The 24210-nt window shown below is 60.8% G+C and carries 21 protein-coding genes and 1 pseudogene; 11 read left to right on the top strand and 11 right to left on the bottom strand.

Going from position 1 to position 24210, the window contains the following annotated elements:
* The 3 genes and pseudogenes from AC5ZGW_RS11020 to gmd all read left to right on the top strand — a co-directional run.
* Nucleotides 1-225, top strand: a pseudogene (locus AC5ZGW_RS11020) (phosphomannomutase/phosphoglucomutase); the annotation flags it as partial.
* A 353-nt stretch (nucleotides 226-578) separates the two neighbouring features.
* The gene (gene galE, locus AC5ZGW_RS11015) at nucleotides 579-1583 is read left to right on the top strand and encodes a UDP-glucose 4-epimerase GalE (protein WP_130229126.1); all 1005 of its coding nucleotides are present in this window, start codon (nucleotides 579-581) and stop codon (nucleotides 1581-1583) included.
* 260 nt (nucleotides 1584-1843) lie between these two features.
* Nucleotides 1844-2935 (top strand): GDP-mannose 4,6-dehydratase, encoded by a 1092-nt coding sequence (gene gmd / locus AC5ZGW_RS11010; protein WP_130229127.1) that lies wholly within the window; start codon nucleotides 1844-1846, stop codon nucleotides 2933-2935.
* A 94-nt stretch (nucleotides 2936-3029) separates the two neighbouring features.
* Here gmd and AC5ZGW_RS11005 read toward each other — a convergent pair whose 3' ends face one another.
* Together AC5ZGW_RS11005 and AC5ZGW_RS11000 are read right to left on the bottom strand one after the other, a co-directional pair.
* Nucleotides 3030-4328 carry a WcaI family glycosyltransferase gene (locus AC5ZGW_RS11005; RefSeq protein WP_130229128.1) on the bottom strand — a complete coding sequence of 433 codons (1299 nt, stop codon included), beginning with the start codon at nucleotides 4326-4328 and terminating at the stop codon, nucleotides 3030-3032.
* A gap of 64 nt (nucleotides 4329-4392) precedes the next feature.
* Nucleotides 4393-5244, bottom strand: coding sequence for a GDP-L-fucose synthase family protein (locus AC5ZGW_RS11000; protein ID WP_245475005.1), 852 nt, complete (start codon nucleotides 5242-5244; stop codon nucleotides 4393-4395).
* A 132-nt stretch (nucleotides 5245-5376) separates the two neighbouring features.
* Between AC5ZGW_RS11000 and AC5ZGW_RS10995 the strand changes: the two genes are divergently transcribed.
* On the top strand, nucleotides 5377-5604 hold the full coding sequence (locus tag AC5ZGW_RS10995; protein WP_130229130.1) for a hypothetical protein: 228 nt from the start codon (nucleotides 5377-5379) through the stop codon (nucleotides 5602-5604).
* A 7-nt stretch (nucleotides 5605-5611) separates the two neighbouring features.
* Here AC5ZGW_RS10995 and AC5ZGW_RS10990 read toward each other — a convergent pair whose 3' ends face one another.
* Nucleotides 5612-6229, bottom strand: a complete 618-nt coding sequence (locus AC5ZGW_RS10990; protein ID WP_130229131.1) for a transglutaminase-like cysteine peptidase — start codon at nucleotides 6227-6229, stop codon at nucleotides 5612-5614.
* Nucleotides 6230-6497: 268 nt separating this feature from the next.
* Between AC5ZGW_RS10990 and AC5ZGW_RS10985 the strand changes: the two genes are divergently transcribed.
* On the top strand, nucleotides 6498-7235 hold the full coding sequence (locus AC5ZGW_RS10985; protein ID WP_130229132.1) for a metallophosphoesterase family protein: 738 nt from the start codon (nucleotides 6498-6500) through the stop codon (nucleotides 7233-7235).
* Nucleotides 7236-7332: 97 nt separating this feature from the next.
* Complete coding sequence (locus tag AC5ZGW_RS10980; RefSeq protein ID WP_245475001.1) at nucleotides 7333-7962, top strand: hypothetical protein; 630 nt, start codon at nucleotides 7333-7335, stop codon at nucleotides 7960-7962.
* Nucleotides 7963-9457: 1495 nt separating this feature from the next.
* Here the strand turns inward: AC5ZGW_RS10980 and AC5ZGW_RS10975 are convergent.
* The 4 genes from AC5ZGW_RS10975 to AC5ZGW_RS10960 all read right to left on the bottom strand — a co-directional run bounded on the left by AC5ZGW_RS10975 (nucleotide 9458) and on the right by AC5ZGW_RS10960 (nucleotide 14857).
* Nucleotides 9458-10279: a DUF2182 domain-containing protein gene (locus tag AC5ZGW_RS10975; protein WP_028169089.1), complete on the bottom strand. Its 822-nt coding sequence runs from the start codon at nucleotides 10277-10279 to the stop codon at nucleotides 9458-9460.
* 49 nt (nucleotides 10280-10328) lie between these two features.
* Entirely contained in the window at nucleotides 10329-10958 is a 630-nt protein-coding gene (locus tag AC5ZGW_RS10970) for a DUF1326 domain-containing protein (RefSeq protein ID WP_130229135.1), read from the bottom strand.
* A gap of 184 nt (nucleotides 10959-11142) precedes the next feature.
* Nucleotides 11143-12516 (bottom strand): SagB/ThcOx family dehydrogenase, encoded by a 1374-nt coding sequence (locus AC5ZGW_RS10965; protein WP_165435496.1) that lies wholly within the window; start codon nucleotides 12514-12516, stop codon nucleotides 11143-11145.
* A 94-nt stretch (nucleotides 12517-12610) separates the two neighbouring features.
* Nucleotides 12611-14857, bottom strand: coding sequence for a TOMM precursor leader peptide-binding protein (locus tag AC5ZGW_RS10960; RefSeq protein ID WP_130229137.1), 2247 nt, complete (start codon nucleotides 14855-14857; stop codon nucleotides 12611-12613).
* Between the two features lie 862 nt (nucleotides 14858-15719).
* Between AC5ZGW_RS10960 and AC5ZGW_RS10955 the strand changes: the two genes are divergently transcribed.
* On the top strand, nucleotides 15720-16589 hold the full coding sequence (locus AC5ZGW_RS10955; protein ID WP_245475002.1) for a VOC family protein: 870 nt from the start codon (nucleotides 15720-15722) through the stop codon (nucleotides 16587-16589).
* An 83-nt stretch (nucleotides 16590-16672) separates the two neighbouring features.
* Here the strand turns inward: AC5ZGW_RS10955 and AC5ZGW_RS10950 are convergent, their stop codons facing one another.
* Nucleotides 16673-17107, bottom strand: coding sequence for a hypothetical protein (locus AC5ZGW_RS10950; RefSeq protein ID WP_130229142.1), 435 nt, complete (start codon nucleotides 17105-17107; stop codon nucleotides 16673-16675).
* 181 nt (nucleotides 17108-17288) lie between these two features.
* Nucleotides 17289-17657, bottom strand: coding sequence for a hypothetical protein (locus AC5ZGW_RS10945; RefSeq protein WP_245475006.1), 369 nt, complete (start codon nucleotides 17655-17657; stop codon nucleotides 17289-17291).
* An 810-nt stretch (nucleotides 17658-18467) separates the two neighbouring features.
* On the opposite strand from AC5ZGW_RS10945, the gene AC5ZGW_RS10940 reads away from it, so the two are divergent.
* Nucleotides 18468-19592: a hypothetical protein gene (locus AC5ZGW_RS10940; protein ID WP_474418937.1), complete on the top strand. Its 1125-nt coding sequence runs from the start codon at nucleotides 18468-18470 to the stop codon at nucleotides 19590-19592.
* A 10-nt stretch (nucleotides 19593-19602) separates the two neighbouring features.
* Here AC5ZGW_RS10940 and AC5ZGW_RS10935 read toward each other — a convergent pair whose 3' ends face one another.
* Nucleotides 19603-19836 (bottom strand): hypothetical protein, encoded by a 234-nt coding sequence (locus AC5ZGW_RS10935; protein WP_245475004.1) that lies wholly within the window; start codon nucleotides 19834-19836, stop codon nucleotides 19603-19605.
* Between the two features lie 308 nt (nucleotides 19837-20144).
* Between AC5ZGW_RS10935 and rfbA the strand changes: the two genes are divergently transcribed.
* From rfbA to AC5ZGW_RS10920, 3 genes are all read left to right on the top strand, one after another.
* A complete protein-coding gene (gene rfbA / locus AC5ZGW_RS10930; RefSeq protein WP_130229139.1) occupies nucleotides 20145-21020 on the top strand; it encodes a glucose-1-phosphate thymidylyltransferase RfbA in 876 nt (291 codons plus the stop codon).
* A gap of 12 nt (nucleotides 21021-21032) precedes the next feature.
* Nucleotides 21033-22097: a dTDP-glucose 4,6-dehydratase gene (rfbB, locus tag AC5ZGW_RS10925; protein WP_474418938.1), complete on the top strand. Its 1065-nt coding sequence runs from the start codon at nucleotides 21033-21035 to the stop codon at nucleotides 22095-22097.
* A gap of 209 nt (nucleotides 22098-22306) precedes the next feature.
* On the top strand, nucleotides 22307-23626 hold the full coding sequence (locus tag AC5ZGW_RS10920; RefSeq protein ID WP_130229502.1) for a UDP-glucose dehydrogenase family protein: 1320 nt from the start codon (nucleotides 22307-22309) through the stop codon (nucleotides 23624-23626).
* Between the two features lie 251 nt (nucleotides 23627-23877).
* Here AC5ZGW_RS10920 and AC5ZGW_RS10915 read toward each other — a convergent pair whose 3' ends face one another.
* Nucleotides 23878-24210: a type II toxin-antitoxin system RelE/ParE family toxin gene (locus AC5ZGW_RS10915; protein ID WP_130229503.1), complete on the bottom strand. Its 333-nt coding sequence runs from the start codon at nucleotides 24208-24210 to the stop codon at nucleotides 23878-23880.

Here is a 24210-nt window from a genome sequence, read left to right as displayed (position 1 = left end):
AAGATCGGCGGCCAGGCGATCCGCGATCTCGTCACCGTCAACGGCGTGCGCGTCACGGTGGAGGACGGCAGCTGGGGCCTGGTGCGCGCCTCCTCCAACAAGCCGGAGCTCGTGGTGGTAGTCGAAAGCCCGGTCAGCGAGCAGCGCATGCGCGACATGTTCGAGACCGTGGATAGCGTGCTGCGCACGCATCCCGAGGTCGGCGAGTACAATCAGAAGATCTGATTGAGCTGTTCGCCATGCCCACCGTCGTCATGCCTTGCGCATGCGGGCATCCAGTACTCCGCGGCGTCTCAATCGAAGACGAACCTCTCTGGAATACTGGATCGTCCGCGTTCGCGGGCGATGACAGTGGAGTGACGACTTACGCGGCCGCTCCGCAGTCGGCCGCCATCCATCGGGAAGGCGCCCGGCAACGTCCTCGATGACCGAGCGAAATTCTTTCCGATCGATCTTGACATGCCGGCCTCTATCCCGCTGTCTACCCCTCGCATCGCACCTTTGCTTTCAACAGCTCTAGATTGTAGAGACTCTTTGCGCCAACGCTCCTTGAGAACCCAATCTAGCGGAGAATGACGATGATCCTTGTGACCGGCGGGGCCGGCTATATCGGCTCGCATGCTTGCGTGGCCTTGCTGGCTGCGGGCGAAGATGTCGTCGTATTCGACAATTTCTCCAACAGCAGTCCGATTGCCCTGCAGCGCGTCCAGCAGATTTGCGGCAAAGCGCTGATTGCCGTTGAAGGCGACATTCGCGACGAACGCGCGATCGAGCAGGTGCTGACGCAATACAACTGCACGGCCGTCATGCATTTTGCCGGTCTGAAATCCGTTCAGGATTCCGTTGCGCAGCCGCTCGAATATTACGATCAGAACGTTATCGGATCTCACCGGCTGCTGCGCGCGATGCAACGGTCGGGCGTCAAGAACATCGTGTTCAGCTCATCGGCCACGGTCTACGGCACCCCGAAATTCCTGCCCTACACCGAGGACCATCCCCTCAATCCCGTGAACCCCTATGGGCGGACCAAGCTCATCATCGAGGACATGCTCCGCGACCAATATGTCAGCGACCAGAGCTGGGGGATCGCCATATTGCGCTATTTCAATCCAGTCGGGGCACACGAGAGTGGATTGATCGGCGAGGATCCTCGCGGCGTCCCCAATAATCTGGTCCCCTTCGTGGCTCAGGTTGCAATCGGACGACGCGAGCGATTGAACATATGGGGCGCCGACTACCACACGCCTGATGGAACAGGCGTTCGCGACTATATCCATGTCATGGACCTCGCGCTGGGACACCTGTCTGCGCTGAAGGCGTTGGACAGTCCGAAATGCTTTTCGGTCAATCTCGGAACGGGTACTGGCAGCAGCGTGCTCGAAGTCGTTCGCGCCTTCGAAAAAGCGAGTAGCCGGCCCATCCCATATGACATCAAGCCGCGTCGGGCGGGTGACATCGATGCCTACTACGCCGCCACGGAAACCGCGTCCCAACTGATAGGATGGAAAGCGGCCAGATCGCTCGAGACGATGTGCGCGGATCATTGGCGCTGGCAGAGCAACAACCCCAATGGATATTGCTGATCGTGACGAGTGAAGACGCCGCTGCGCACGGTGATATCCCGTCCCGCGCGCAGGCCATGATCAAACATGGTTGCGGATTCTCATTGCGCGCAGCGCCGCCTTTTGAGGCAGAGCGCCTTATCGCGTGCTATTTTTACTAACGGGCACACCTTCACGATTAATCCTGTTGGCCGATCGCGCAATAATTCTGCCAGAATATCTGTTCTGGCAGAATTATTGCGTTATGAAGCGGGCTGAAATTTCAGTGCGGGGGCTTATCCATGACGAAGAAACGAGCTTTAATCACCGGCGTTACCGGTCAGGACGGTGCCTATCTGGCAGAACTGCTCCTGGAAAAAGGATACGAGGTCCACGGCATCAAGCGCCGGGCTTCGCTTTTCAACACCGATCGAATTGACCACATTTATCTCGATCCCCACGAGGCCAATCCGCCATTCCGTTTGCATTATGGCGACCTCACGGACTCTTCCAGTCTGGTCCGTATCGTCGGCCAGGTCCAGCCGGACGAGATCTACAATCTCGCAGCGCAGAGCCATGTCGCCGTTTCATTCGAGGAACCCGAATACACCGCAAATTCCGACGCGCTGGGCACGCTGCGCCTGCTCGAGGCCATCCGCATTGTCGGCCTGGAGAACAAGACACGCTTCTACCAGGCTTCGACTTCCGAATTGTACGGGCTTGTGCAGGAAATCCCGCAGAAGGAGACGACGCCCTTTTACCCCCGCTCGCCCTACGCCGTCGCCAAGCTCTATGCGTACTGGATCACGGTCAACTACCGTGAAGCGTATGGAATGTACGCCTGCAACGGCATCCTGTTCAATCACGAGTCCCCGGTCCGCGGCGAGACATTCGTGACGCGCAAGATCACGCGGGCGCTGGCGCGGATCCATCTCGGGCTGCAGGACCGCCTCTACCTCGGCAACATGGACGCGCTACGCGACTGGGGTCACGCGCGCGACTATGTCGAGATGCAGTGGATGATGCTGCAGCAGGACAAGCCGGATGACTTCGTGATCGCCACCGGCAAGCAGTATTCAGTGAGGGATTTCGTCAACCACGCCGCGGCCGAGATCGGAATCAAGGTCCGATGGGAAGGCAGCGGGGTTCACGAGAAAGGCTATGACGAGGCGACCGGCAAATGCATCGTTTCGGTGGACCCCCGCTATTTCCGGCCGTCGGAAGTCGCGACCCTGCTCGGCGATCCCTCCAAGGCAAAGCAGAAGCTCGGCTGGGAGCCGAAGACCTCGTTCGAGGCGCTGGTCAAGGAAATGATGCAGGAAGATCTTGAATCGGCCAAGCGGGACGAACTGATCAAGCAGCACGGCTTCCGCTACTACGCGCGGCACGAATAGCCGCAGAGCGGGATCCGCTTGCGGCGATTGCTCGAGCGCATTGGTTATCCAACCGCTCGAGCGTTTGACCAGCTTATTTGCCGGTCAGGCGCACCTACTCCTTGACCGGAAGCAACAGCGCTTCCGGCTGGAGCTGTGTCCCACCGCTGCTCTGCGGCCTGACACTGTCATCATCGATGGACAGCATCTCCCTCAGCCACTGATGGATGATGCGTTCCCTGTTCCAACGTTCAAGCGCGCGCGTCCTGCCCTGCTTGCCCAGGACATTTCGAAGCGGCTCATCTTCGCCGAGCGTTCGGACAGCCTCCGCCAGCGCATTCGCATCACCCGGCGGGACGACCAAACCGGCGCCTTCCACTTCATCGGCCAGCCCGGTACCCGATCCCGCCATGGCGACGACCGGGCGCCCGGAGGAGAAGATGGCTCCGAGCTTGGAAGGCAGCACCAGATCTGCCGCCTCTGCCCGCTGCGGAATCAGGTGAATATCGGCGCTCGCCATCAACGCGGCAAAACGATCGTTGGGCTGCACGCCGAGAAAATGGATGTTGCCGCGCCCCTGTGACATCTCCAGGAGTCTCGGCTTGTGAGGCCCCTCTCCGGCGAGAATGAAATGAACGTTGGGGTGACTTTGTTCGAGAACAGAAGCCGCCTCCACGACGAGGTCGAGTCCCTGCTTATTCGACATCGTTCCCGAGTAGAGGGCGACGACGTCGTCTTCTCCAATCTCGAGCTCAGTCCGGAAATTGACCGTTGCGGGACCCGGAGTGATTGCGCCGGTGTCGATCCAGTTTCGGACCTCCCTCACCTTCTCCTGCGGAATTCCCTTCTCTTTGAGACGTCGCAACATCTGCGGTGAGATTGTGGAGACACGGTCGAAGGATTTCAGGATTCTCGCTTCCGCGCGCAGCATCAGCCGACGGAGCCTTTGGTTCTGCAAAAGACCGAGATCAAAGGCCGCGTCCACCTCAAAGTCCTGCACATGAAGCCAGGATTTCGCCCCGGTCAGGCGCGCGGCGGCGGCGACGAGGGCCGCTGATGTCAGCGACGGCGCCACCGAAAGCATGATGTCGGGTCGCCACGAGAGCGCCGTCCGCACCAGAGGGATCGCACTCGCCAATGCAAACGACGCATGGTGAACGAGCCGCTTGGCCCCCGACGGACGAGCAGGCACGTAGATTGGCGTACGGATCACCTGCACGCCATTCAGCTTTCTCGACCGGAAATACCAGGATCTGAAGCCCCGAGGAATTCGCCACGCCGGATAATAAGGCGGTGCGGTGATCACTCGGACGTCGTGGCCTTCGGCCACGAGACTTTCGCAGAGCTCAGTGTTGTATTTCGCGACACCGACAAGATCGGGCGCGTAGTTGATGCCCACCAGAAGTATGCGCATTAAATGCAGACCAAATCAAAGATGTTAAGTTTCTTAGTTTTTAGACGAGATACTGCACTCCCGTTCAGTTTGACGCACTGGGACTAAGCGCGAGATTGCGGCCGTGTCCGCGGAGAAAATCGGCGTAGGCCGCGGCGAGGCCGGCACGCATCGAAATCTGCGGGCGCCAACCGAGTTCGCGGATACGCGAGCTATCAAGCAGCTTGCGCGGGGTGCCGTTGGGCTTGCTGACGTCGAAGACGAATTTGCCCTGATAGCCGACGACCTCGGCGACCAGAGCCGCGAAATCGGCGATCGAGAGTTCGTCCCCGCTGCCGACATTGATCGGCATGTCCTGCGAATATCGCTTCAGAAGGAAGGCGCAGGCATCCGCCAGATCATCGACGTTGAGGAATTCGCGGAGCGGCGTGCCGGTGCCCCACACGGTAACCGTCGGCGCTCCCGCGAGCTTGGCTTCATGAAAGCGGCGGATCAGCGCCGCCGGAACGTGGCTGTGATCCGGATGATAATTGTCGCCCTTGCCATAGAGATTGGTCGGCATGGCCGAGATGAAATCATCGCCGTATTGACGGCGATAGGCTTGGCACATCTTGAGGCCGGCGATCTTGGCGATCGCGTACCACTCATTGGTAGGCTCAAGCGGGCCCGCCAGCAGTTGGTCCTCTCTGATCGGCTGCGCTGCGTGCTTGGGATAGATGCAGGACGACCCCAAAAACAACAGGCGCTGAACCCCGACCGCGTGACTCGCACGCACCACGTTCAATTCGACCGAGAGGTTGTCGCAGAGAAAGTCGACCGGGAAATTGTTGTTGGCGCCGATGCCGCCGACTTTCGCGGCGGCATGCACCACGACTTCGGGCCGGTTTGCCTCCAACCAGAACAAGCGCGCGCGGTCCTCGACCGCCTGCTTGCCGATACGCGCTGGTTCGGTGCCGGCGCCGGAGCCTTCCAGTCCATCGGCCGGATCTATCAATCCGGCGATGCAACGGCACCGCTTGCGGTCCCCTCCGCAGCCATCGCACTATTCGTGGAAACGGGCTGGATCGGCTTGGCACTCGCAATCGCGATCGTGCTTTCCCTGCTGACGGGCCTTGTCTCAGGGGCGCTGCGGCGTGGCCGCGACTCCTTCTTTTCGGCGGCGGCGGCCGCCAGCCTTTGCTTCGCCGTTGTGCAGGGATTTGCCGGTCCCGGCCTGCTACGTGCCGGGGCCATCGTCTGTCTTGCAGCGATCGCGGGGCTTGGCCTTTCGCAAAGCGTCAGCCAGGCCGCACGGTGAGCTGAGTTCAGGCGTTGCGATCGCCCAGGGATGCCCAATAGTTGGGGTTCTTGGGCATCTGGATCCGCACCCAGCGATAGGGCTTGCGCGACCAGGGCGAGATGTTCTGGGTCAGATTGTCGAGGACCAGGTCGCCGCTGAACGTGCGCACGACGACGACCAGGTGATGCTCGCCCCAGGTCGTCACCACCTCGCTGAGCAGAACGGCACGGGCCGGCCACCCCCTTGCGATCAGCTCGTGGCGCTTGGTCACCGCATAGTCGTTGCAGTCCCCGCTTGCGGGATGCAGCAGCCATTTCTCGCCGGCCAGCCCCTCCAGATTGGCCTGTGGCCGAATCCCGGTGTTCACCGAATGGTTGACCTCCTTGAGATCGGCCCAACGCTCGGCGGTGAGCTTCAGCCGTCCGCCTCGGAACACCATGCGGCGCGGTTTGCACTCGCCGGCATATTTGAGGCAAAACATCGTGAACGCCATCGGCGGCAATGTCGGCGCATCGAACTTGATGTATTGGATAGCCCCCCGCAGCGCCATTGGCGTGCCGACAAAGCCGGCCTTCGCCCTGTGCTGCAGCCCGATCGTGAAGATGGCGGCGGCAACCGCCAATATCTTTGCAACTCCGCGCATTTTGCGCCCCCCGTTCTTGTTGCGGGGAAGCTACAAAAGACCTCTTGAGATACAGCTCATTCGCTGCGCGGCCCTTTAGTCAAAACCGAAGCAACTCTTTCTGAAACAATTAACGATATCGGTCCGAAATGGGCTCTGCTAAGAGCCGTGGCAGGGTTGATCGGCTCTAGCGTTTTCGAGCGAAACGGACGTCGGTTCGCGATGAAGAAAACGCGTCAAAACAAGAATCTGGAGCTTCAGCTCCGGAGGCAGGCGAGTTGGCTTAAGGATGGGTCTGACCCGACGCTTTCGCAAGAACATCAAGCCCCGGCTTCCCGATGGCGTCCGCGTCTATGCGATCGGAGATGTCCACGGACGCGCCGATCTTCTTCAATCGCTCTTAACCGTAATTGACGTTGATCTCGACCGTTCGGCGCCGGAGCGCGCCATCCAGGTCTTCCTTGGCGATTACGTCGATCGCGGGCCGCAATCGCGGGCCGTGCTCGATATCCTGATCCGGCGCAGCCAAAGTCACGAAACGGTTTGCCTCAAGGGGAACCACGAGGTCTTCCTGCTCGACGTCCTGAAGGACCCGGCCAAGCTCCAGGAGTGGCGCCATTACGGCGGCCTCTTGACGCTGATGTCCTATGGCGTGACCCCGACCATGAACCCGACGACGGAACAGCAGGTCGAGCTCATCGAGGGATTGAAGCGTGCCTTGCCGCCCGAGCACCTTGCGTTCATCGAGCAGTTGCCGACGTCGTTCACCTGTGGGGACTTCTTCTTCGTGCACGCCGGCGTTCGTCCCGGCGTTGCGCTCGACAAGCAGCAGGACCAGGATCTGCTCTGGATCAGGGAGGAGTTTCTCAATTCCGAGGAGCGTTTCGGCAAATATATCGTTCACGGACACACGCCCGTCAGCGCGCCGGACGTTCGGCCGAACCGCATCAACATCGATACGGGCGCATATGCGACCGGCAACTTGACGCTGCTGACGATACAGGGTGATAGTCTGCTCGCAATTTGAAGTTTCAATTGGGCTTTATCCGGCACCGGCGAACGGTGCCCATCCACAAAGTCAGCCGATGAATCAAATGACCTGGCTCCGCGCGACGGGAACGTGCATGGCGGTGATACTGATCGCCTATGCCGCCTTCAGCTTCTGTGCGGACCTAAGTCGGTCGAAGCTTCGTGCAGACGACTTGTTGACGGGCAGACTTCACGGCGAGGCCGCGACAACAGGCTTTGCCTCCACCATCCTCGCCGCGCTGTTTCCATTCGACGGGGATTTTCTCGCTGATCATGCGATCGCGAAGGCAGCGCAGGTTCTGAATCAACCCGCACTCGATCCTGCCACTCGGGCGGAGGACAGTCAGGCCGCTCAGGGCGCCGTCGCGGCCGCGCTGAAAGTTTCGCCGATCAGGCCGGTGCTTTGGTTGACGCTTGCAACGTTGAAAGCGCGGACCGATGGCACCGCCCTTCCCGCGCTGAAGGCGTCCTATCTTACGGGACCAGTGTCGTCCGATGTGGCGTTCATGAGACTTCAGGCCGTCACGTCGAATTCGGCCGCATCGGATGAAGAGATGCGCCTGCTCGCCTTGTCGGATATTCGCACCGTGCTCGCGAACCGCTCCCGTTTCGAAGCCCCGCTCATCGCAGCCTATGTGCAGGCCACACCGCCCGGCAAAACCCTGCTGATGGAATCCGCGCAGGCCCTGGATCCGAAGTTCGGCAACCTGCTGCGGCGTTACTAGACTCGTGCAGGGTGCTCATGAACGCTGACATGTCGGCTTCTTGAGCAGAACCCATTTAGCTCGATCCGAGCCCTGCCGGGTGTGAGCCGGGTGACCCGTCAAGGACATTGGTCGAAGCAAGAACAGATGACCCAATTGCGATCCCGCAAGTCAGTCGCAACGGTGCTGAACGGGCGTTTAATGCACCGTTCAGTCAACATTCAAAACAGAGCTCTTAGTCTGCAGAAGCATTTGCCACAAAGGAGAAGGCACCAAAATGAAACGGCTTCTGATCATCGGACTTACCGGCTGTGCTTTTGCGCTTGCGCCAACTATGTCGGCGTCGGCTATGCCCGCAGCAACACCCTATACGCTGGGCGGAGCCGATGAGGCGGTCATTCAGGTCAGAGGCGGTCATGGGCACGGGCATGGGTGGGGCCATCACGGCGGTCGCGGCCATCACTACGGTTGGCACCGGGGCCATCACTACGGTTGGCACCGGGGCCATCACTACGGTTGGCATAGGGGCCATCACCACGGTTGGTACCGCGGCCACCACCATGGCTGGCGGCATCATCACCATTGGCGATGACTTTCACCTCAGGCCTAAGAAAGGGGCTGCAGGAGTTGGCGGCCTCTTTCTCTCGCCCAGTATCTTGGGCGCAATAAACCGAATGCGCAGTTCGAATTCGTCCTCGATCTTCGCCGCGGCGTGTCCTTGTTGGTCAGTTGCATGCCCCGCAAATAGATATCCGGGCACGCCAACGCGCTTCGAAGCTGTCGGAGTCTTCCAGTGCCGCCGCTTGTGCGTCTATTGGATCGCTGGTCTTCGCTATCAGGACGCCGCCCGCTTCTGGAGAGCCCGGTGCGGCAGATGCCTCCTTGGGCCACGCGAGCAACGATTTCGAAAGCATGGGCTTGCCCGCATACCAGCATTTTCTTCCGTCGATGAGACGATAGGACCACCACTGCCCTCGCGGATTTGATGGCATCGCGGCGCTGCATTGTTGCGTTGCCTGTGCATTTGACATCCCCATCAACGGGAGCACAGAAATGCAAGCGGTCAAAGCTAACGATTGTAGCGGCTGTCTCATAAGCGCACCCAACCGCTTCGTTGCCGCAATCGGCTTATGGCAACGATCAAGTCGGGGCGTTCGAGTATTCCAAGGATATGGACATCATCCTTGGGGTACGACCGAAAGTGTTCTTCCAAAATGAGCTGGGCTTCGCCAATTGCCTTCAATTGTTGATCAGTCATGGCTGGTTACTCATCAAACAAATAAATACCGGCGCTAACTACCGAACGGAGAAATCAAGCCATTTCTGGGAAATATCCTCGCTCTTCTTGGAGCATTCGATCAATTTTTGTTTCAAAATAGCGGGTTTTTACCGCACGGATCGACCTGACGCGAAGCCCCTCTTTATGAAGAGACGGTTGTCCGCACATGGCCCTGGCCAACGGGCGGCGATCGGCGATTGGTGTGAGAAAGAATTAGTTTTAAGGTTGAACTGCTCATCACTGCGGCAAGGACACCAGCAGCCAAGCGCCCGCGGCCACACATGCAATGCCGGCAGCACGCGCGATCCATCGTCCGACCGGCGTAAGTTTCTCCAAAAGGACAAGCAGTGCCAGGAGCGCAATCCAAAGCACGTTCATCACCCCGCCTACGAACAAAAGCGCCATCAAGACCCAGCAGCAGCCGACACAATAACCTCCGTGCCGAAGCCCCAGCAGCAGGCAGCCTCGCGGGTCGTCGCGAAAGCCGCCGTGGCGCATCAGGAACAGAAACGGCGACTGGCATTGAGCAAGACAGACGTCCTTGAGCGGTGTCCATTGATAGACTCCCGCCGCGATCAGCACGATTGCGCCGAAAAGGTTGCTGGCGATCACCATCCGGGAATCCAGCAGGGCTATCCGCTCGATCACCCATTGGAGAAAGGTTGCTGCCAGCGAAAAGCCGCTCCAGGCGAGGAGATAGCCGGCCGCAAACCAACCGGTCGCGGCGAACGGCTTGCCCTGTGCTTTCCCCTGTCGGCCCACGCGGGCGTACATGAGGATCATGGGAGCTGCCGAGGGTGCCATCATTCCGACCATCATCACCGCCCACATCAGGAACACATACGCGAACTCGACCGCTCGCCATGGCTCGTTGGCCGGCAACATGATTCCGATCCCGGCCGGGATCATGCGGAAGCCGGTCATGTCCATGCCACCCATGTCCATGTCGTTGGCGAGCCAGAGCACATAGCCCCATGCCAGCGCGGCAATGATCCCGATCGCGCCGCCGACGATCCAGCGATCGCGCCGCAGCACGGTTTCCAGGCGGCTGTCGATCATTTGCGAGGAGTGCGTCCGGTCTTGTCGAAGGGCCGTATCAGGCGCTGCATCACGGCTGGTTCGACCAGCTGATCGGCGCATAGAGGCCGTTCTTGCCGGAATTGTCCCAGCGCATGCCATGATCGGTGAACGTATTGCCGGAGGCGCCAACCGCCAACACCATCCTGTCGGGGCTGACCGGATGGCCGATGTTCGCCCACATTTCCCCGCTCGGATGCATGGTCGGCAGCGGATCGACGGACATGTGCAGAATATCAGGGATTTCCGCGGACCGCGTCTTGCCGTCGATCCGGAATGTGATCGGGACTTTCTTCACCCCAAGGTTCTTGCTGATCAGCGGTGTGAACGCGGCCATAGGACCGCCGGCCGCGCCGGTGAAGATCGCGGCCAGGGCCTCGGTCTGCTCATCGTCGGCGCGCTGATCGATATAGGCGGCCACCGACCAGTCTCCGTCTGCCATGACCCCAGGTGCGTGGAGGATAACCAGAACATTGAGTCCATCGAGCGCGATGTCGCCATAGCGGCCACTCTCGACGTGGAAGATCAGCGGTACATTACAAAAGCCCTCGGTCGGTCGCGAGGTCAACGGGGGAGCCGCTGACACAAGGCACGGACACACGAGGCTACAACTGCAATTCTCGAAATAGTCACCGGAAAGGTGCCATGTGACGTCCGCCATCGCCCTCTCCCGATAGGCTGAGCTCGACAGATTTCTTTCGAATGCGGTAGGTCTACGGGGAAAGTTACGCCGCGCGGCAAACAACCGCAAGTCGATTCCATTGTGGAGGATCCCTTAGACCTGCTCCCGTCTCGACGAGCAGAATGAGATTGCCGCATGTACTGCGAAAAAATGGGCCGGCTCTCTAGCTTGCGGCCAGCGGTTTCCTGCCGCGTCCGAGTGCGAATTGGCCGACCGGGCTCTCGACATGAAATTCGAGCTCCGTCATTTTTGCAAACAGATCGATGTTGATCGTACCGATGGCGCAGCCGCCAAGTCCCATATCGGTCGCCGCCAGGTAGAACGTCTGGATCAAAGTGCCGACGTCCTTCAGGATCAGCGAATATGCGATCGAGCTGTATTTCCAGGAGATCCGCCCAAAGCGCGCGGCGATCGTGATCAGGACCTGTGGCGGACCGGACGCGTCCATGGCAAACTCGGCCGCCGTCGAGAGCGCATGGAGTTGCTGGGCGGAGGCGCCGATCGCTACCAGTGCGTGGCCACCCGCGTCGTAGTGGTAAAGTCCGCGGTCGAGCCCCTCGCAGTTTGACACCGCGAGGTATAATTCCAGCTCGTAGGCGCTGCCCGCGGACGGATAGGGCCTTGTGCTGTAGGTCACTTCAGGAACGCCAGAATTCGCATCGCTTTTCCATTCCGACAGCACGCGGGCTGTAGCGTCGAGAAACTGCGCGAGTTCGGCGAGCGTGATCGGGTGCTCGTCGTCGAAATCCCGTATCGAATGGCGTTCGCGCAACAGCTTCGCAAAGGGTGAGATCGGCTCCGAAGTGGAGAACTTGCGGAGGTCGATTGTCTTTCCCGGCCAAGGTGGACGCACCGCCGGCAGCGGTGCAACTGCGCCCGCATAGGCGAAGGTGCCGCCAACTGGATTGGCATGCCGGCCCTCTGTGGTCCGCGTGTGAAACAGCAGATCGTGAAAGTCCCACAGAACGAGATTGCCGTCACCTTCATTCAACCGAAGGCCGTCGCCGCTCTTCGCGTCAAGCTTGAGCAGGATCTGGCTGTCAAGCAGCAGTCCAAGCAGATCGAGGTTGAAGAAGGCCGCCTCGCGCCGAAGCTTGCTGATCTTTTGCGGCCGTGACAGGGCAGCGAGGGTCGCGGCGATGGCGGGATCGCCAATCCGAAACAGCGCGCCGGCGCGCGGCGATTCCAGCACCATCTCATTGCCGCGCCGGCGCAGATAGGCAAAGCGCGACAACACGACGATGTCAGCATTGCCCAGCTTTGCGCATTGCGGCCAGTATTCAGGGACCTGCGGCTCGATGACCACGAGATCCTGCTCGTCACGCGGAGAGTACAGGCGGTATTCGACAAGCCCGTGCCGCGCCAGTCGATGCACCAGGACGTCGACTTCCCTGGCGACGGCGCTCTTGCCGGCAAAGGAAGCGAGCGGCAGGCCGGCAGCCAGATGTCCCGCGCGATCCATCGCGGCCGCGCTGAATGGTCCCAGACTGACCGAGTAGTCGCCCAGGGCGGCGGCGATGCTTCCGTCCGCCTGCATCTGAAGGGAAAAACGACCGTTCAATCTGATAGCAATGACTGGCGCGATCTTCCTGGCTGGCTTTTTCCGGGGAGCGCGCACGAAAGACCGAGCCTCAGGTGTGTGGTAGGAACGGCGTGAGTTCGCTTTCCTGTCGCGGGCGATCCAATAGTCCAAGCTTCACCGGAACATCGTAAAGCCGGCCCGGTGCGAAGCGGCGATAGAAATGCCGCAAGCCCGGAACGAGCACTCTGACGACGGGGACCTCGACATCGGGCCGCGTCTGGTCGAGCACGAGGAAATCGTATCCGGCGCTGGTGGCGATCTCGACGCAGGCATTGACCTGGTCGCGCGTATTGTCGTGAACCCTAAGGCTCGGCGCCGGCGGGACGATCGGATCGTCGCTGGGGATCAGGAACGGATAATCCTCCAGGCGCAGCGGCGTGACACCGTCAAGCGTCGGCTTCTCGCCGCTTCCGCCGCCCATCATGCCGATTGACATGAACTGGGTCAGCTCGGTTAGCGAACGCAGCAAAGCTATGCGGCGATCGAAATGCGCGCCGGAGCCGAACTCGATATTTTCATGTCCGTTCTGCATCCAGTGCGTGATCGCCACGTAAGCGGGAATGCCGAGATCGCTGGTGATGTCGAGCACCCAGAGCCTGCGCCCGGCGTCGGCAAACTGTGCCTGCAAATCCTGCACATAGGAATCGTCGAATTGCTTGAGGTTGACCTCGGCACGCTGCAGCCGGTTGTACCACCAGATGGCATAGGCATCGCGCTCGACCAGTTCGAGGAAGCCCTGAACAATGGCTTCCTCGCGGGTGTTGCCGGCCGCGCATCCGTTGGAATCGGTATGGAAGCCGCCATAGAAGAAGTACAAGAGGCCGGTCGGAAGATATTTGAAGCGCTTGTCGCGCAACGACCAGACCGGCGACCACTCGGTCTTGGTCGAGGGATCGAGCGGCTCAGGAACCGGATGTGAATCGTCCGGTGACGGGGCATGTCTGTTTTGAAACTGTGTTTCGCTGAAAAGCTGGACGTCGTTGGGAAGAACGGCGTCGCCGGGAGCGAAATCGATAAAGCGGCGCTCCGTCGTGATCTCGTCACCTTGGAAAATGCCCGAGTAGCGCTCGATCGCTTCCATCAACGCGCTCGCCTCGCCCTGCTCGGCTGTGGAGCCCTTGCCGAAGCTGCCGCCGCTCAGTCCCAACCTGAGCTGATCGAGGCTTTGGGCCGGCGCAGAGAAATTGTGATAGGCGTAGAAATTGGTGTTCATCGGCAGATCAGCCTCGATCCGTTCGAGCCGCGTCACCACGCCGGTCAGCGGGCTTACATGCTTGCGGAACCGCGCCACCGTGGCTCGCGACGTCACGGTGCGGTATCCGCCGCTGGTCATGATGAGCTTTGTGCCCTCGGCAATCTCGATCGGCGTCGCAGCCCGGCGCGGATTCTGCAGCTTCTTGTTGCCGCAGGTGGGACATTGCGGGCGCCGCGCGACATAGTGCTTGGCGACGACCGCACCAGTGAGATCGAAGCTTGCAATGTGATCGCGCAGATCTGTGCGAAAGCCGGAGGCAATCGCCTTCGCAATTTCAACGGCAGCAAAGTGGATGGCGGTCTGCCCGATGGTGTCGCTCGCCAGAGGCGATACGACGACCGCACGCGCCTGTCCGCGGTCGAGAAACCCCTTGATCTCCCGATTGCGTATCATGCGATCAAACAGACAAGTCCAGCAGGCGCTCTCGCCCGGTTTGAACACGGGTCCCACCAGTGGAAACACGCCCGACGGCTGCACCAGCAGCCAGGGCGTCTTGTCAGACACGCGCTCGCGGTTCATCTCAGCCAATCGCCGGTCAAGATAGTCGCTTACGAGCGTGATCACGAGCTTAGGCGAACGCTTGGCGAAGCGAACGCCGAGTTTGCTCAAGGCAGCGGTAAGTTCGCTCGCGCCTTTGACATCGATCGATTCCACCTGCACCGGGCAATTGCGGAGATTCTGTTCCGCGAGTTCGAGAGGCAGGCCGAGGCTCGCCCAATATCCAGCGACGGCGCCTGCGAATCCGTGCGATGCTGCCGTCACGACATATCGGCGCTCGATCAGCCGCTTGATCGCCTCCTCGATCTTGTCGGGCGGGAAGCTCTTCGAAAGCTGGCGGATGAGCTCTGGCGCAGCCTTTCCATTTTTTCCGATCGCCGTGGCCAGCGCACAATAGAGTTCGCCGTGCAGGAAGAACTTGCGATCCTCGGAATAGAGGCAAACCGCATCGGGAGGCAGGACATAGGCGGTGAAGTTTGGCGCGAACTGCAGGATGTCTTTGCGGGTCTGCTTCGTAACACGGGTCTTGCGATTGGCTGTCATCGGGTCAGCACGCGGATCTTGTTATTTGCCATTTCAGATCGCCCGCAAGTGTTGCAACCAAAACAGAAATGGCCGGGTCGATCGCGAGCCCGGCCAATGAATTCCTGGCTTGTCGGTACACAATCAGTACGCGCCGCAGCCTAGCACCAGCGGCACCGGCCCCAGGATGCACAGCAACCTGCGCATGCGACCCACGGCACTCCTATTCCTATCCAACCAATGCCACAGCCACCACACCCGACGCCGCATCGGCAGGCTCTGCATCCACAGCCCCCGCAGCCGCGACAACCACCGCATCCGCGGAAGCCACCGCATCCCCGGAAGCCACCACATCCACGACAGCCACCGCATCCGCGCTGGGCTAGCTGCACGCCGCTGCCGAGGTTTTCGTTGTCGAAGAGATGGAAGGAGGCGAGGCTGACGTCGGCCAGCTCCTCTTCACCGAGCGTGATCACCATACCAGGTGAGAAATTCGGCCTCTGTTGAACATCGCCCGTCGGTACGGCTGCTGCCGATGCGCTCCCGGCTAGCGAAAAAGTTAGTCCAGCGACTCCCAACGCCGGTACGGCGGTTTTGGTTACTCGCCTCTTTTTCGAAGCTTGCTTCACCCGCGCCATGGTCGCATCCTCCGATGTTGCAAGAAGGATCTTCGTTGGAGTGATCCTACGCCGAGCAAATAAGGCAGGCAAGATTGATGCACACACGAAAATGTAACGACACTCGTTCAGATAGCATTCATCTTCATGAACGAAGTCGGTGCATTTTCGTCCATCGCAACGAGGTCCGCGCCGTAACGCGGATTGCAACGCGCGCGACTTGATGCAGTGCGCAATCGTCGCCAGGCTTGAGCGGAGGAATTGGCTTGATCAATCAACTCGGACGCTTCGCCTGGTATGAACTCCTGACCACGGACGTCGCGGCAGCAGGTGCCTTTTATGGCGAGGTCGTCGGCTGGGGTGTGAAGGATGCGTCGCTTCCGGAACTGGCCTACACGGTGCTCAACGCCGGCGACGTTCCGGTTGGCGGGCTTATGGAGCTGCCGGAGGAAGGGCGGCGATTGGGGGCAACGCCGAGATGGGTCGGCTACGTCGCAGTCGATGACATCGATGCGACAACCACACAGATCGGGCGTCTTGGAGGCGCAGTCCTGCTACCGCCAACGGGCAGCAATATCGGCCGAGTTTCAGTGGTCGCCGATCCGCAAAAGGCGACTTTTGCGCTGGTCACTGGGCTGACATATGGCCAACGGCAACCCGTCGGGTTGGACGAGCTCGGGCGCGTGGGCTGGCATGAGTTGCTGGCCGAGGACCGGAACAAGATCTTTGATTTTTACGGCGTGCTCTTTGGCTGGCGGAAAGCCAACGCTGAAACCGACCCCGCAGATTTGTATCAATTGTTTTCGGCGGCCGGGCAGACGATCGGCGGCATGCTCACCAAGCTTCCGAGCGTGTCGCAACCGTTTTGGCTCTATTACTTCAATGTCGACGACATCGGCGCGGCTGCCAAGCGCGTGAATGCTGGCGGAGGCCGGGTTCTCCAGGGACCGATCGAATTGCCCGATGGCTGCTGGATCGCGCGATGTGTCGATCCCCAGGGCGCGCTGTTTGCGCTGCAGGGTGCTCGGGGGCAGGACGTCGCCGAGCGACCCTCCGCCTCGGAAGTCGCTTGGTCCGCCAAGTGGGGTGGCGTTGTTTCCCAGGGCAGGATGGTGCTTCCCAAGCCGAAGCGTTAGATTGTTTTTTGACGCGTTTTCTTCGCGCGAACCGGTGTCCACCCTCGGATCCAGTCCGAGGGCATGCTTCGCTCGAAAACGCTCTAATTCATCAGAAATTTGTAGGCGACGATCAAAGCCACCATGGCTGCGAAAATCAGCAGGGCCGGCACGGATTTTCGGACGGCTGGCCTGTCGGGGGCCGATGCGGCCAGCCGAGCGGGCTGCGGCTTACGCTGTCCCTGCGACCGCACGGCGCCGTTATCCACTGACGTCACGAGGGCTTCCAGTTCTGGCGCCGGGCCAAGGCCGCCCATCTCGCCATAGTAGCTGGCGTAGACTTCGCGAACTGCCACCACCTTCGACTCGGCCTCGCTCATCCGCTCAAGCCTGGCTCGATAGTCAAGCAGGAACGCTTGCGCATTTGGAGGTAAGTCATCGAAGCTACCGAGCTTGGCCATCATGAGCCAGGTGGCAAAATCCGCCTCAGCCTTGTGGCGGGCTTTTCGGGCGATGCGGGTGCTCGGGCGTGGGGCCATAATTTTCTGACCGATTTGCAGCGCAAAATCGCGGGCATTGATGGCGTCCGTTGGACGGTTCGCTCGGATGTGCGAGTTGTCCGGGCCCGCGTCAAGCACCTCGCTTTGGGTTCTTTATGCGCAGGCCACACCGGCCGGCAAAACCCGGGCTAGCCAGCCAACCCGGTCGCAGCCACCGGGCTCAGCGCGCGGACAAAGGGACGAAATCTTCCTGGCGCCGCGGCTGGTCGATGCGGCCGCGGAAGACAAATAGTCCCTTGTTGGTTGAGACGATGTCGCCGGTCTGCAGGCTTTCGTCGTTGAGCACGCGCTCGGTGGCGATGAGGTCGGGATCTTCAGGAATCGGCATGTAGAGCTCGGGGTGCTCCCGCCTCTCGCGCGCGACGTCCCGCGCCCTTCTTTTCGCGTCCTCGATCCTCTGCCGCCATGCATTGCGGGATATCTCAGGCTGCGCATCGTCACCCGTGGCGCTGGCCGCGACATCCTCCTGAGCCCGGGACAGGCTTGCGCAACCAAGGATGCTGAGCGCAAGGATGATAGTGGCCGCCACCTTCAATCCGCGCAGCTTGCTGCCACCGCGCGACCGGAGATAGGTGCGCCTTAATACCGGCCGCTGCTTCCCCGCACGCCGCTTCGAGAAGGAATCGCGCGCCTTACCCCTAGCGGTGGCGAGGGTATCTGCGTCGGCACGTTGGGCGTCGCGGTCGGACGCGCAGGCTGCTGGGGCGGATTCACGGTGAAGACTTGGTTCGTGTTCGGGGTCGATGGGTCTCTGACCCCCTGCGCCGCAGCGGCGCATGGGACAATCAGCACAGCCGCGAACAACAATACGCCCTTCATCGCCTTGCCTCCTGAGCGACGAGAAACGCTTAAGCCCGCCTGCGGTTCCCGAATCTAATATCGCGGGAGTGCGACAAGTTTGCCGTCCCGATACACGCGCTGCACGGCCATGCCCGCGGGCAGGCTGCCGGTTGCAACGTTGCGAATCGTCGTAGGCCGTGACGCGCTCTGACTTGTCTGCGCCTTCTGCGCGCGCTGCGAAGCCGACATTGGGTAGTTCGGTGGATCCTTGATGCCCTGCGCCAGCGCCGGTTGCATCAAAACGACTGAAAGACCCAGAATTGGCAGGACGCCGCGCATATCAAGTACCAACTAAAGAATGACTACCCGGAATGTTGCAGGTTTTCCGGCAAAAGCAAGCGCCTTATGGCCATCTGCCCTCGGGCGAGCGGTGGCGGCATCCACAGATCATGCATCGGACTTTGAGGTCCGCGCTCTTGCTGCTAGGCAGAGGGAAGATGTTTGATCAATTGCAATGACTGCTTCCGGCGACCCGTCTGACACTGCACAAAATTCGGCGATGAGGGCGGAGTTCATTCGCATTCTCTCCGCGCGGGTGCAGTCCGTCACCAATGATCCGACGCAAATGCGCGAGCTGGTCTATGAACTGGCCCGCATCCGGCTGCTCGAGCAATTCGGACATGGCGGCGCCAGGCATTCGCGGCAGACCATGGAGATGCTCGAAAGCGCAATCGGCGAGGTCGAACGCATCTTCGCCGAGCGAAGCCAGGACATCGTGCCGCCTGCATCGGCCGCGCCACAATTCCCGCAAACCGCGCCCTCAAGCGCGCCCGCTCCACCGTCCTTGGCGGCCGAAGCGGCGCCCCCGGCAAGAGCGCCGCGCCCGACGGCGGCGCCCTCTCCTTTCAAGCAATCAAACCGATCGGGTGTATTCGGTGCAGCCATCCGGCCGGCAGCGGTATTCCTCGTTCTCGCAATCGCTGGCGCAGCCGTCTTCTACTGGCAATCGGCGCGATCACTTGTCACTGCGTTCCAGAGCTCGCCCCCCGCGCCGCGCGAAGCCGCGCCAATCGAGCGCCCGCAGGCGGTGGCCGAGGCACCGGCCGCTCCCCCTGCCCCCGCGGCGGAGCCCAGGTTTCCGCTTCCCAGCACGTTCGGCGTTTTTGTCCTGAGCGATGGGCAACTGCAGGAGTTGAAGCTGCTGCCGGGCAAGGTCCCGGACCGCCGGGTTGCCATTTCGGCCGCGATCCCGATCCCGCCCCAAACCAGCGTTCCGAGCGGAGATGTCAAATTTATTACGTTCAGGCCGGAGTTGGGGCCGGATTCCGCCGGCCCGGTCGAAGTCCGCGTCGTCGCCAAAGTCTCGCGGACGATGGGTGTCGACAGCACCGGCACGGCGAAGATGACGCCAGGCGGCGACTCCTGGGTTATTCGCAGCGCGTCGTTTCCGTTCAAGATCGGCCCCGTCGAGGACCAGCCCAAGATGCTGCTGATACAACCGGAGAACGAGGGCCTGGTGCTTTCACCGGGCCGATACGTCCTGGTCGTCAAAGGCATCGGATATGACTTTTCGGTGTCGGGACAGGTGACCGATCCCAATCAATGCGTCGAGCGCGTCAACGCCGCGAACGGCGCCTTCTATTCGCCCTGCCCGACGCGCGAGCAAAAGCCCTCCAAGCGCTGAAGGGGATTGGTTATTTCGCGTCCTTCGCAGGCTCGGCGTCCATTTTGCCGCCGTTCGCGACACACTTGTTGAAGAATTCCCGCTGATCCTTGCCCGTCCCCTTGGCGCTGCCGGCGGCCGGATTGCCGATCTGGCGCGGAGGAAACGTCTTGGCCACCAGGGCATCGCAGGCCCGCGCCACCTCGACGGAAATCGCATGCGCCTTCGTATTGCATGCGCACAAGACAACAAAAGCGGTGATCAAGCCGACGAGATTAGCCCTGGCCATCATAGCGCAACCCACGTGTCTTACCGGTCCGGGACCGGTTGAAATCTGGTCAACGGTCAGCGCGTTCCTGGTCCAGCGCCACGTCCCACGAGTGGCATATCAACTCCGAAATCACCACGCAAACGCGTCAGGTTGGCACGGCGGGAAGCCGCGCTCGATGAGCGCCCGTATTATAATACCGCATGATTAATCGGGGCAATAAATATTAATATTATATCCAGCTTTATTTTTATAATGAGATCGGATTATTTATAACCCGCTTCATATTTAAATCGGGATTGATCATGAAGGGCATTATCCTCGCCGGCGGGACGGGATCGCGCCTCTACCCGGCGACGACGGTGGTCTCAAAGCAGCTCTTGCCCGTCTTCGACAAGCCGATGATCTATTATCCGCTGTCGACGCTGATGCTGGGCGGCATCCGCGACATCCTGATCATCTCCACTCCGCAGGACAAGCCGCTGTTTCAGCGGCTGCTCGGCGACGGCAGCGAGATCGGCGTGCGTTTTTCCTACGCCACGCAGGAGACGCCGCGGGGCCTTGCAGACGCCTTCATCGTCGGCCGGGAGTTCATCGGCACCGACCCCGTCGCATTGATCCTGGGCGACAACATCTTCTACGGCCACGGTCTGCCGGAGATGCTGTCCGCGGCCTCGCAGCGCAAGAAGGGCGCCACCGTGTTCGGCTATGTCGTGAAGACGCCCGAGCAATACGGCGTGATTGAGCTCGACAATAGAGGCCGCGCACTCTCGATCGAGGAGAAACCGAAGCAGCCGAAATCCAACGTCGCCGTCACCGGGCTGTACTTCTACGACAACGACGTTGTCGACATCGCCGCCAAGGTCAGGCCATCGGCGCGCGGCGAGATCGAGATCACCGACGTCAACAACGCCTATCTCGATCGCGGCGATCTCTACGTCGAGGTGCTCGGCCGCGGCTTTGCCTGGCTCGACACCGGCACGCACGCGTCCCTCGTGGATGCCAGCTATTTCGTCCAGATCCTCGAACAGCGCCAGGGCCTGCGCATCGCCTGCCCCGAGGAGATCGCGCTGCGCCAGGGTTACATCTCGCTCCAGGCCTTCGCCAGGGTGGCGCAGAAGACCGCCAAGAGCAGCTACGGCGAATATTTAATGTCGGTTTATCGTTCGTTTGAGCATTAGAGGCAGCTCATCATGCGTTTCAAGGGCTCGACTATTTTTGTCACCGGCGGCGCAGGTTTTATTGGCTCCGCCGTCGTGCGTCATCTCTTGCGTGACACCCATGCCCGCGTCGTCAATATCGACAAGCTCACTTACGCGGCGAACCCCAATTCGCTGCCCGGCGCCGCTCAGAACCTGAACTATAGCTTCGAGAAGCAATGCATTTGCGATGGCGCGGGGCTCCGCCGCCTGTTCGAGAAATACCAGCCCGACGCTGTGATGAACCTCGCCGCCGAGAGCCATGTCGACCGCTCGATCGACGGCCCCGGCGAATTCATCCAGACCAACATCGTCGGCACCTTCACCATCCTGCAGGAAGCGCTGCGCCATTGGCGCACGCTCTCGCCCGAGAAGCGTGAGCAATTCCGCTTCCTCCACATCTCGACCGACGAGGTGTTCGGCTCGCTCGGCGACGATGGCTTCTTCACGGAAACCACGGCCTATTCGCCAAACTCGCCCTACTCCGCGAGCAAAGCCTCCTCCGACCATCTGGTGCGCGCCTGGCGCGAGACCTACGATTTGCCGACGCTGATCACCAACTGCTCGAACAATTACGGCCCCTATCACTTTCCGGAAAAGCTGATTCCGCACATGATCATCAAGGGCCTGGCCGGCGAGCCCCTGCCCGTTTATGGCGATGGAAAGAACATCCGCGACTGGCTCTATGTCGAGGACCATGCGAAGGCACTGACGCTGGTGCTCGAGCGCGGCGCCGTCGGCGAGACCTACAATGTCGGCGGCCGCAACGAGCGCACCAACCTGCATGTGGTCGAAACCATCTGCGACCTCCTCGACGAGATCGCAATGAGCGCACGGGGCCCGCGCCGAAACCTGATCACCTTCGTCGCCGACCGCCCCGGCCACGACCGCCGCTACGCCATCGACGCCTCCAAGCTGGAACGCGAATTGGGATGGAAAGCACTGGAAACATTCGAGAGCGGCATTGCGAAAACGACGCGTTGGTTTTGTGACAATCGTCCCTGGTGGCAGGCCATCCTCGATCGGGGCTACGAACGCGCCCGCATCGGGCTGGGATAGGCCCGAGATCATAATCCAATTAGACGGAACACCGGTTTCCACTTTTCCGGATCATGCTCCAAGCCCCGCAAACGGGCTGGGGATTGCCTTTGACCGTCATTTGGTCATCATGGAAGTGGTTCAGCTATGACCGTTCAAGTCACAGCGTGACACATCCACACGCGCCTCAACGTGGGCGATCCACTTAAGAAGAGCTTTCAGGATCCGATATGCGAATAACGATGGTGGGCACGGGTTACGTCGGCCTCGTCTCTGGCGCTTGCTTTGCTGACTTCGGGCATCAAGTCACCTGCGTTGACAAGAACGCGGAAAAGATCGCGGCGCTGAAGCGAGGCGAAATCCCGATCTTCGAGCCGGATCTGGATCGGCTGGTGGAAACCAATACGCGGTCCGGACGGCTGTCGTTCACGACTGACCTTGCCGATCCAGTCTCTCATTCCGACGCCGTTTTCATAGCGGTCGGAACCCCGTCGCGGCGGGGCGATGGTCACGCGGACCTCAGCTATGTCTACGCGGCGGCCCGCGAGATCGCGGCGAGCCTCAGAGATTTCACCGTGGTGATCACCAAATCGACGGTTCCGGTCGGAACCGGCGACGAGGTCGAGCGCCTCATTCGCGAAGCCAATCCCGACGCCGACGTCGTGGTCGCCTCCAATCCCGAGTTCCTGCGCGAGGGCGCGGCGATCAGGGACTTCAAGCATCCCGACCGTATCGTCGCCGGCACGGACGACGAGCGGGCCAGAAAGGCCATCTCCGAGATCTACCGTCCGCTCTACCTCAATCAGGCGCCGCTGATGTTCACCGGCCGCCGCACCGCCGAGCTGATCAAATACGCCGCGAACGCCTTTCTTGCGACCAAGATCACCTTCATCAACGAAATCGCCGATCTTGCCGAGAAGGTCGGGGCCGATGTGCAGGAGGTCGCGCGCGGCATCGGCCTTGATAATCGCATCGGCACCAAGTTCCTCCACGCCGGCCCTGGTTTCGGCGGATCGTGCTTTCCAAAGGACACGCGCGCCCTGATCAAGACGGCACAGGATTATGAAGCGCCGATCCGCATCGTCGAAGCGGTGCTGGCGGTGAATGAAAACCGCAAGCGCGCGATGGCGCGCAAGGTCGTCTCGGTGCTTGGCGGGTCGCTGCGCGGCAAGACCGTCGCGCTGCTCGGCCTGACCTTCAAGCCCAACACCGACGATATGCGGGAGTCGCCATCGATCCCGCTGATCACGGCGTTGCAGGATCTCGGGGCGAAGATCAGGGCCTATGATCCGGAAGGCATCGAACAGGCACGCGCTGAACTATCCGACGTCACCTATTGCGACGGCCCGTACAGTTGCGCCGAGGGCGCCGACGCGCTGGTGATCGTGACCGAGTGGGAGCAATTCCGCGCACTCGATCTGGACGCCTTGAAGCAGAAGATGGCCAATCCGGCCATCATCGACCTCCGCAACGTCTATCGGCCCAGCGACGTCATCGCTCACGGATTCAAGTACGAAAGCGTGGGCCGACCGACGCCGTCGGCAAGTTAAAGCATGAGGACGGCGAATTCGCTCCTACTCTCCCGCAAGCTTGCGGGGGAGGCATAGGCCGCCTTCAACAGCCGTTTCTAAGACACGCCGAAGAAAAGACTCGACTATGGCGGCAGGCGCCGAGTGGGGACTCTCTCGCCGTCCAAGGACAGTGTAAATCGCGCCAGCTTCTGCGCTGGCTCCCCGCTCTCCTCCTTGATGAATTCCTTGAGTTTCGGATGAGACATATCTCAGCGATCCCGTCGACGCGGCTAAGACTTCTCAAAAGGCCCGTTCAGCCCAAAGTCTTCACGGAAGCGGTAGATCTGGTGCATGCGTTCGTGGAGGATGGTGACGATGCCGATGTCGCCGTCCGACAGCCTGCGCCAATAGACGAAGTGGCGCTCATACCTGAAGAAATACCCCTCCACACCGAATTCAGCCGGAACAGGCTTCGACATCACGCCATGCGTCTCGATCTTCTCGAATGCCGCAAACAGGCCGATGATGTAGCGATCCGCCTGATCGCTCCCCCATCGGTTGCGCGTGTAGCGATAAATCACGTCGAGGCGATGTGAGGCCGCCTCCTGGACGCGAACGGCCAT

The organism is Bradyrhizobium sp. Crot121, from assembly GCF_059512385.1.
This window is presented reverse-complemented; position numbering and strand designations above follow the sequence as displayed.

What these genes read in the sequence shown, in the direction of transcription:
- galE (WP_130229126.1), top strand. Translation starts at nt 579, where the DNA reads ATGATCCTTGTGACCGGCGGGGCCGGCTATATCGGCTCGCATGCTTGC.
- gmd (WP_130229127.1), top strand. Translation starts at nt 1,844, where the DNA reads ATGACGAAGAAACGAGCTTTAATCACCGGCGTTACCGGTCAGGACGGT.
- AC5ZGW_RS11005 (WP_130229128.1), bottom strand. Translation starts at nt 4,328, where the DNA reads ATGCGCATACTTCTGGTGGGCATCAACTACGCGCCCGATCTTGTCGGT.
- AC5ZGW_RS10990 (WP_130229131.1), bottom strand. Translation starts at nt 6,229, where the DNA reads ATGCGCGGAGTTGCAAAGATATTGGCGGTTGCCGCCGCCATCTTCACG.
- AC5ZGW_RS10985 (WP_130229132.1), top strand. Translation starts at nt 6,498, where the DNA reads ATGGGTCTGACCCGACGCTTTCGCAAGAACATCAAGCCCCGGCTTCCC.
- AC5ZGW_RS10980 (WP_245475001.1), top strand. Translation starts at nt 7,333, where the DNA reads ATGGCGGTGATACTGATCGCCTATGCCGCCTTCAGCTTCTGTGCGGAC.
- AC5ZGW_RS10975 (WP_028169089.1), bottom strand. Translation starts at nt 10,279, where the DNA reads ATGATCGACAGCCGCCTGGAAACCGTGCTGCGGCGCGATCGCTGGATC.
- AC5ZGW_RS10970 (WP_130229135.1), bottom strand. Translation starts at nt 10,958, where the DNA reads ATGGCGGACGTCACATGGCACCTTTCCGGTGACTATTTCGAGAATTGC.
- AC5ZGW_RS10965 (WP_165435496.1), bottom strand. Translation starts at nt 12,516, where the DNA reads ATGCAGGCGGACGGAAGCATCGCCGCCGCCCTGGGCGACTACTCGGTC.
- AC5ZGW_RS10960 (WP_130229137.1), bottom strand. Translation starts at nt 14,857, where the DNA reads ATGACAGCCAATCGCAAGACCCGTGTTACGAAGCAGACCCGCAAAGAC.
- AC5ZGW_RS10950 (WP_130229142.1), bottom strand. Translation starts at nt 17,107, where the DNA reads ATGGCCCCACGCCCGAGCACCCGCATCGCCCGAAAAGCCCGCCACAAG.
- AC5ZGW_RS10940 (WP_474418937.1), top strand. Translation starts at nt 18,468, where the DNA reads ATGAGGGCGGAGTTCATTCGCATTCTCTCCGCGCGGGTGCAGTCCGTC.
- rfbA (WP_130229139.1), top strand. Translation starts at nt 20,145, where the DNA reads ATGAAGGGCATTATCCTCGCCGGCGGGACGGGATCGCGCCTCTACCCG.
- rfbB (WP_474418938.1), top strand. Translation starts at nt 21,033, where the DNA reads ATGCGTTTCAAGGGCTCGACTATTTTTGTCACCGGCGGCGCAGGTTTT.
- AC5ZGW_RS10920 (WP_130229502.1), top strand. Translation starts at nt 22,307, where the DNA reads ATGCGAATAACGATGGTGGGCACGGGTTACGTCGGCCTCGTCTCTGGC.
- AC5ZGW_RS10915 (WP_130229503.1), bottom strand. Translation starts at nt 24,210, where the DNA reads ATGGCCGTTCGCGTCCAGGAGGCGGCCTCACATCGCCTCGACGTGATT.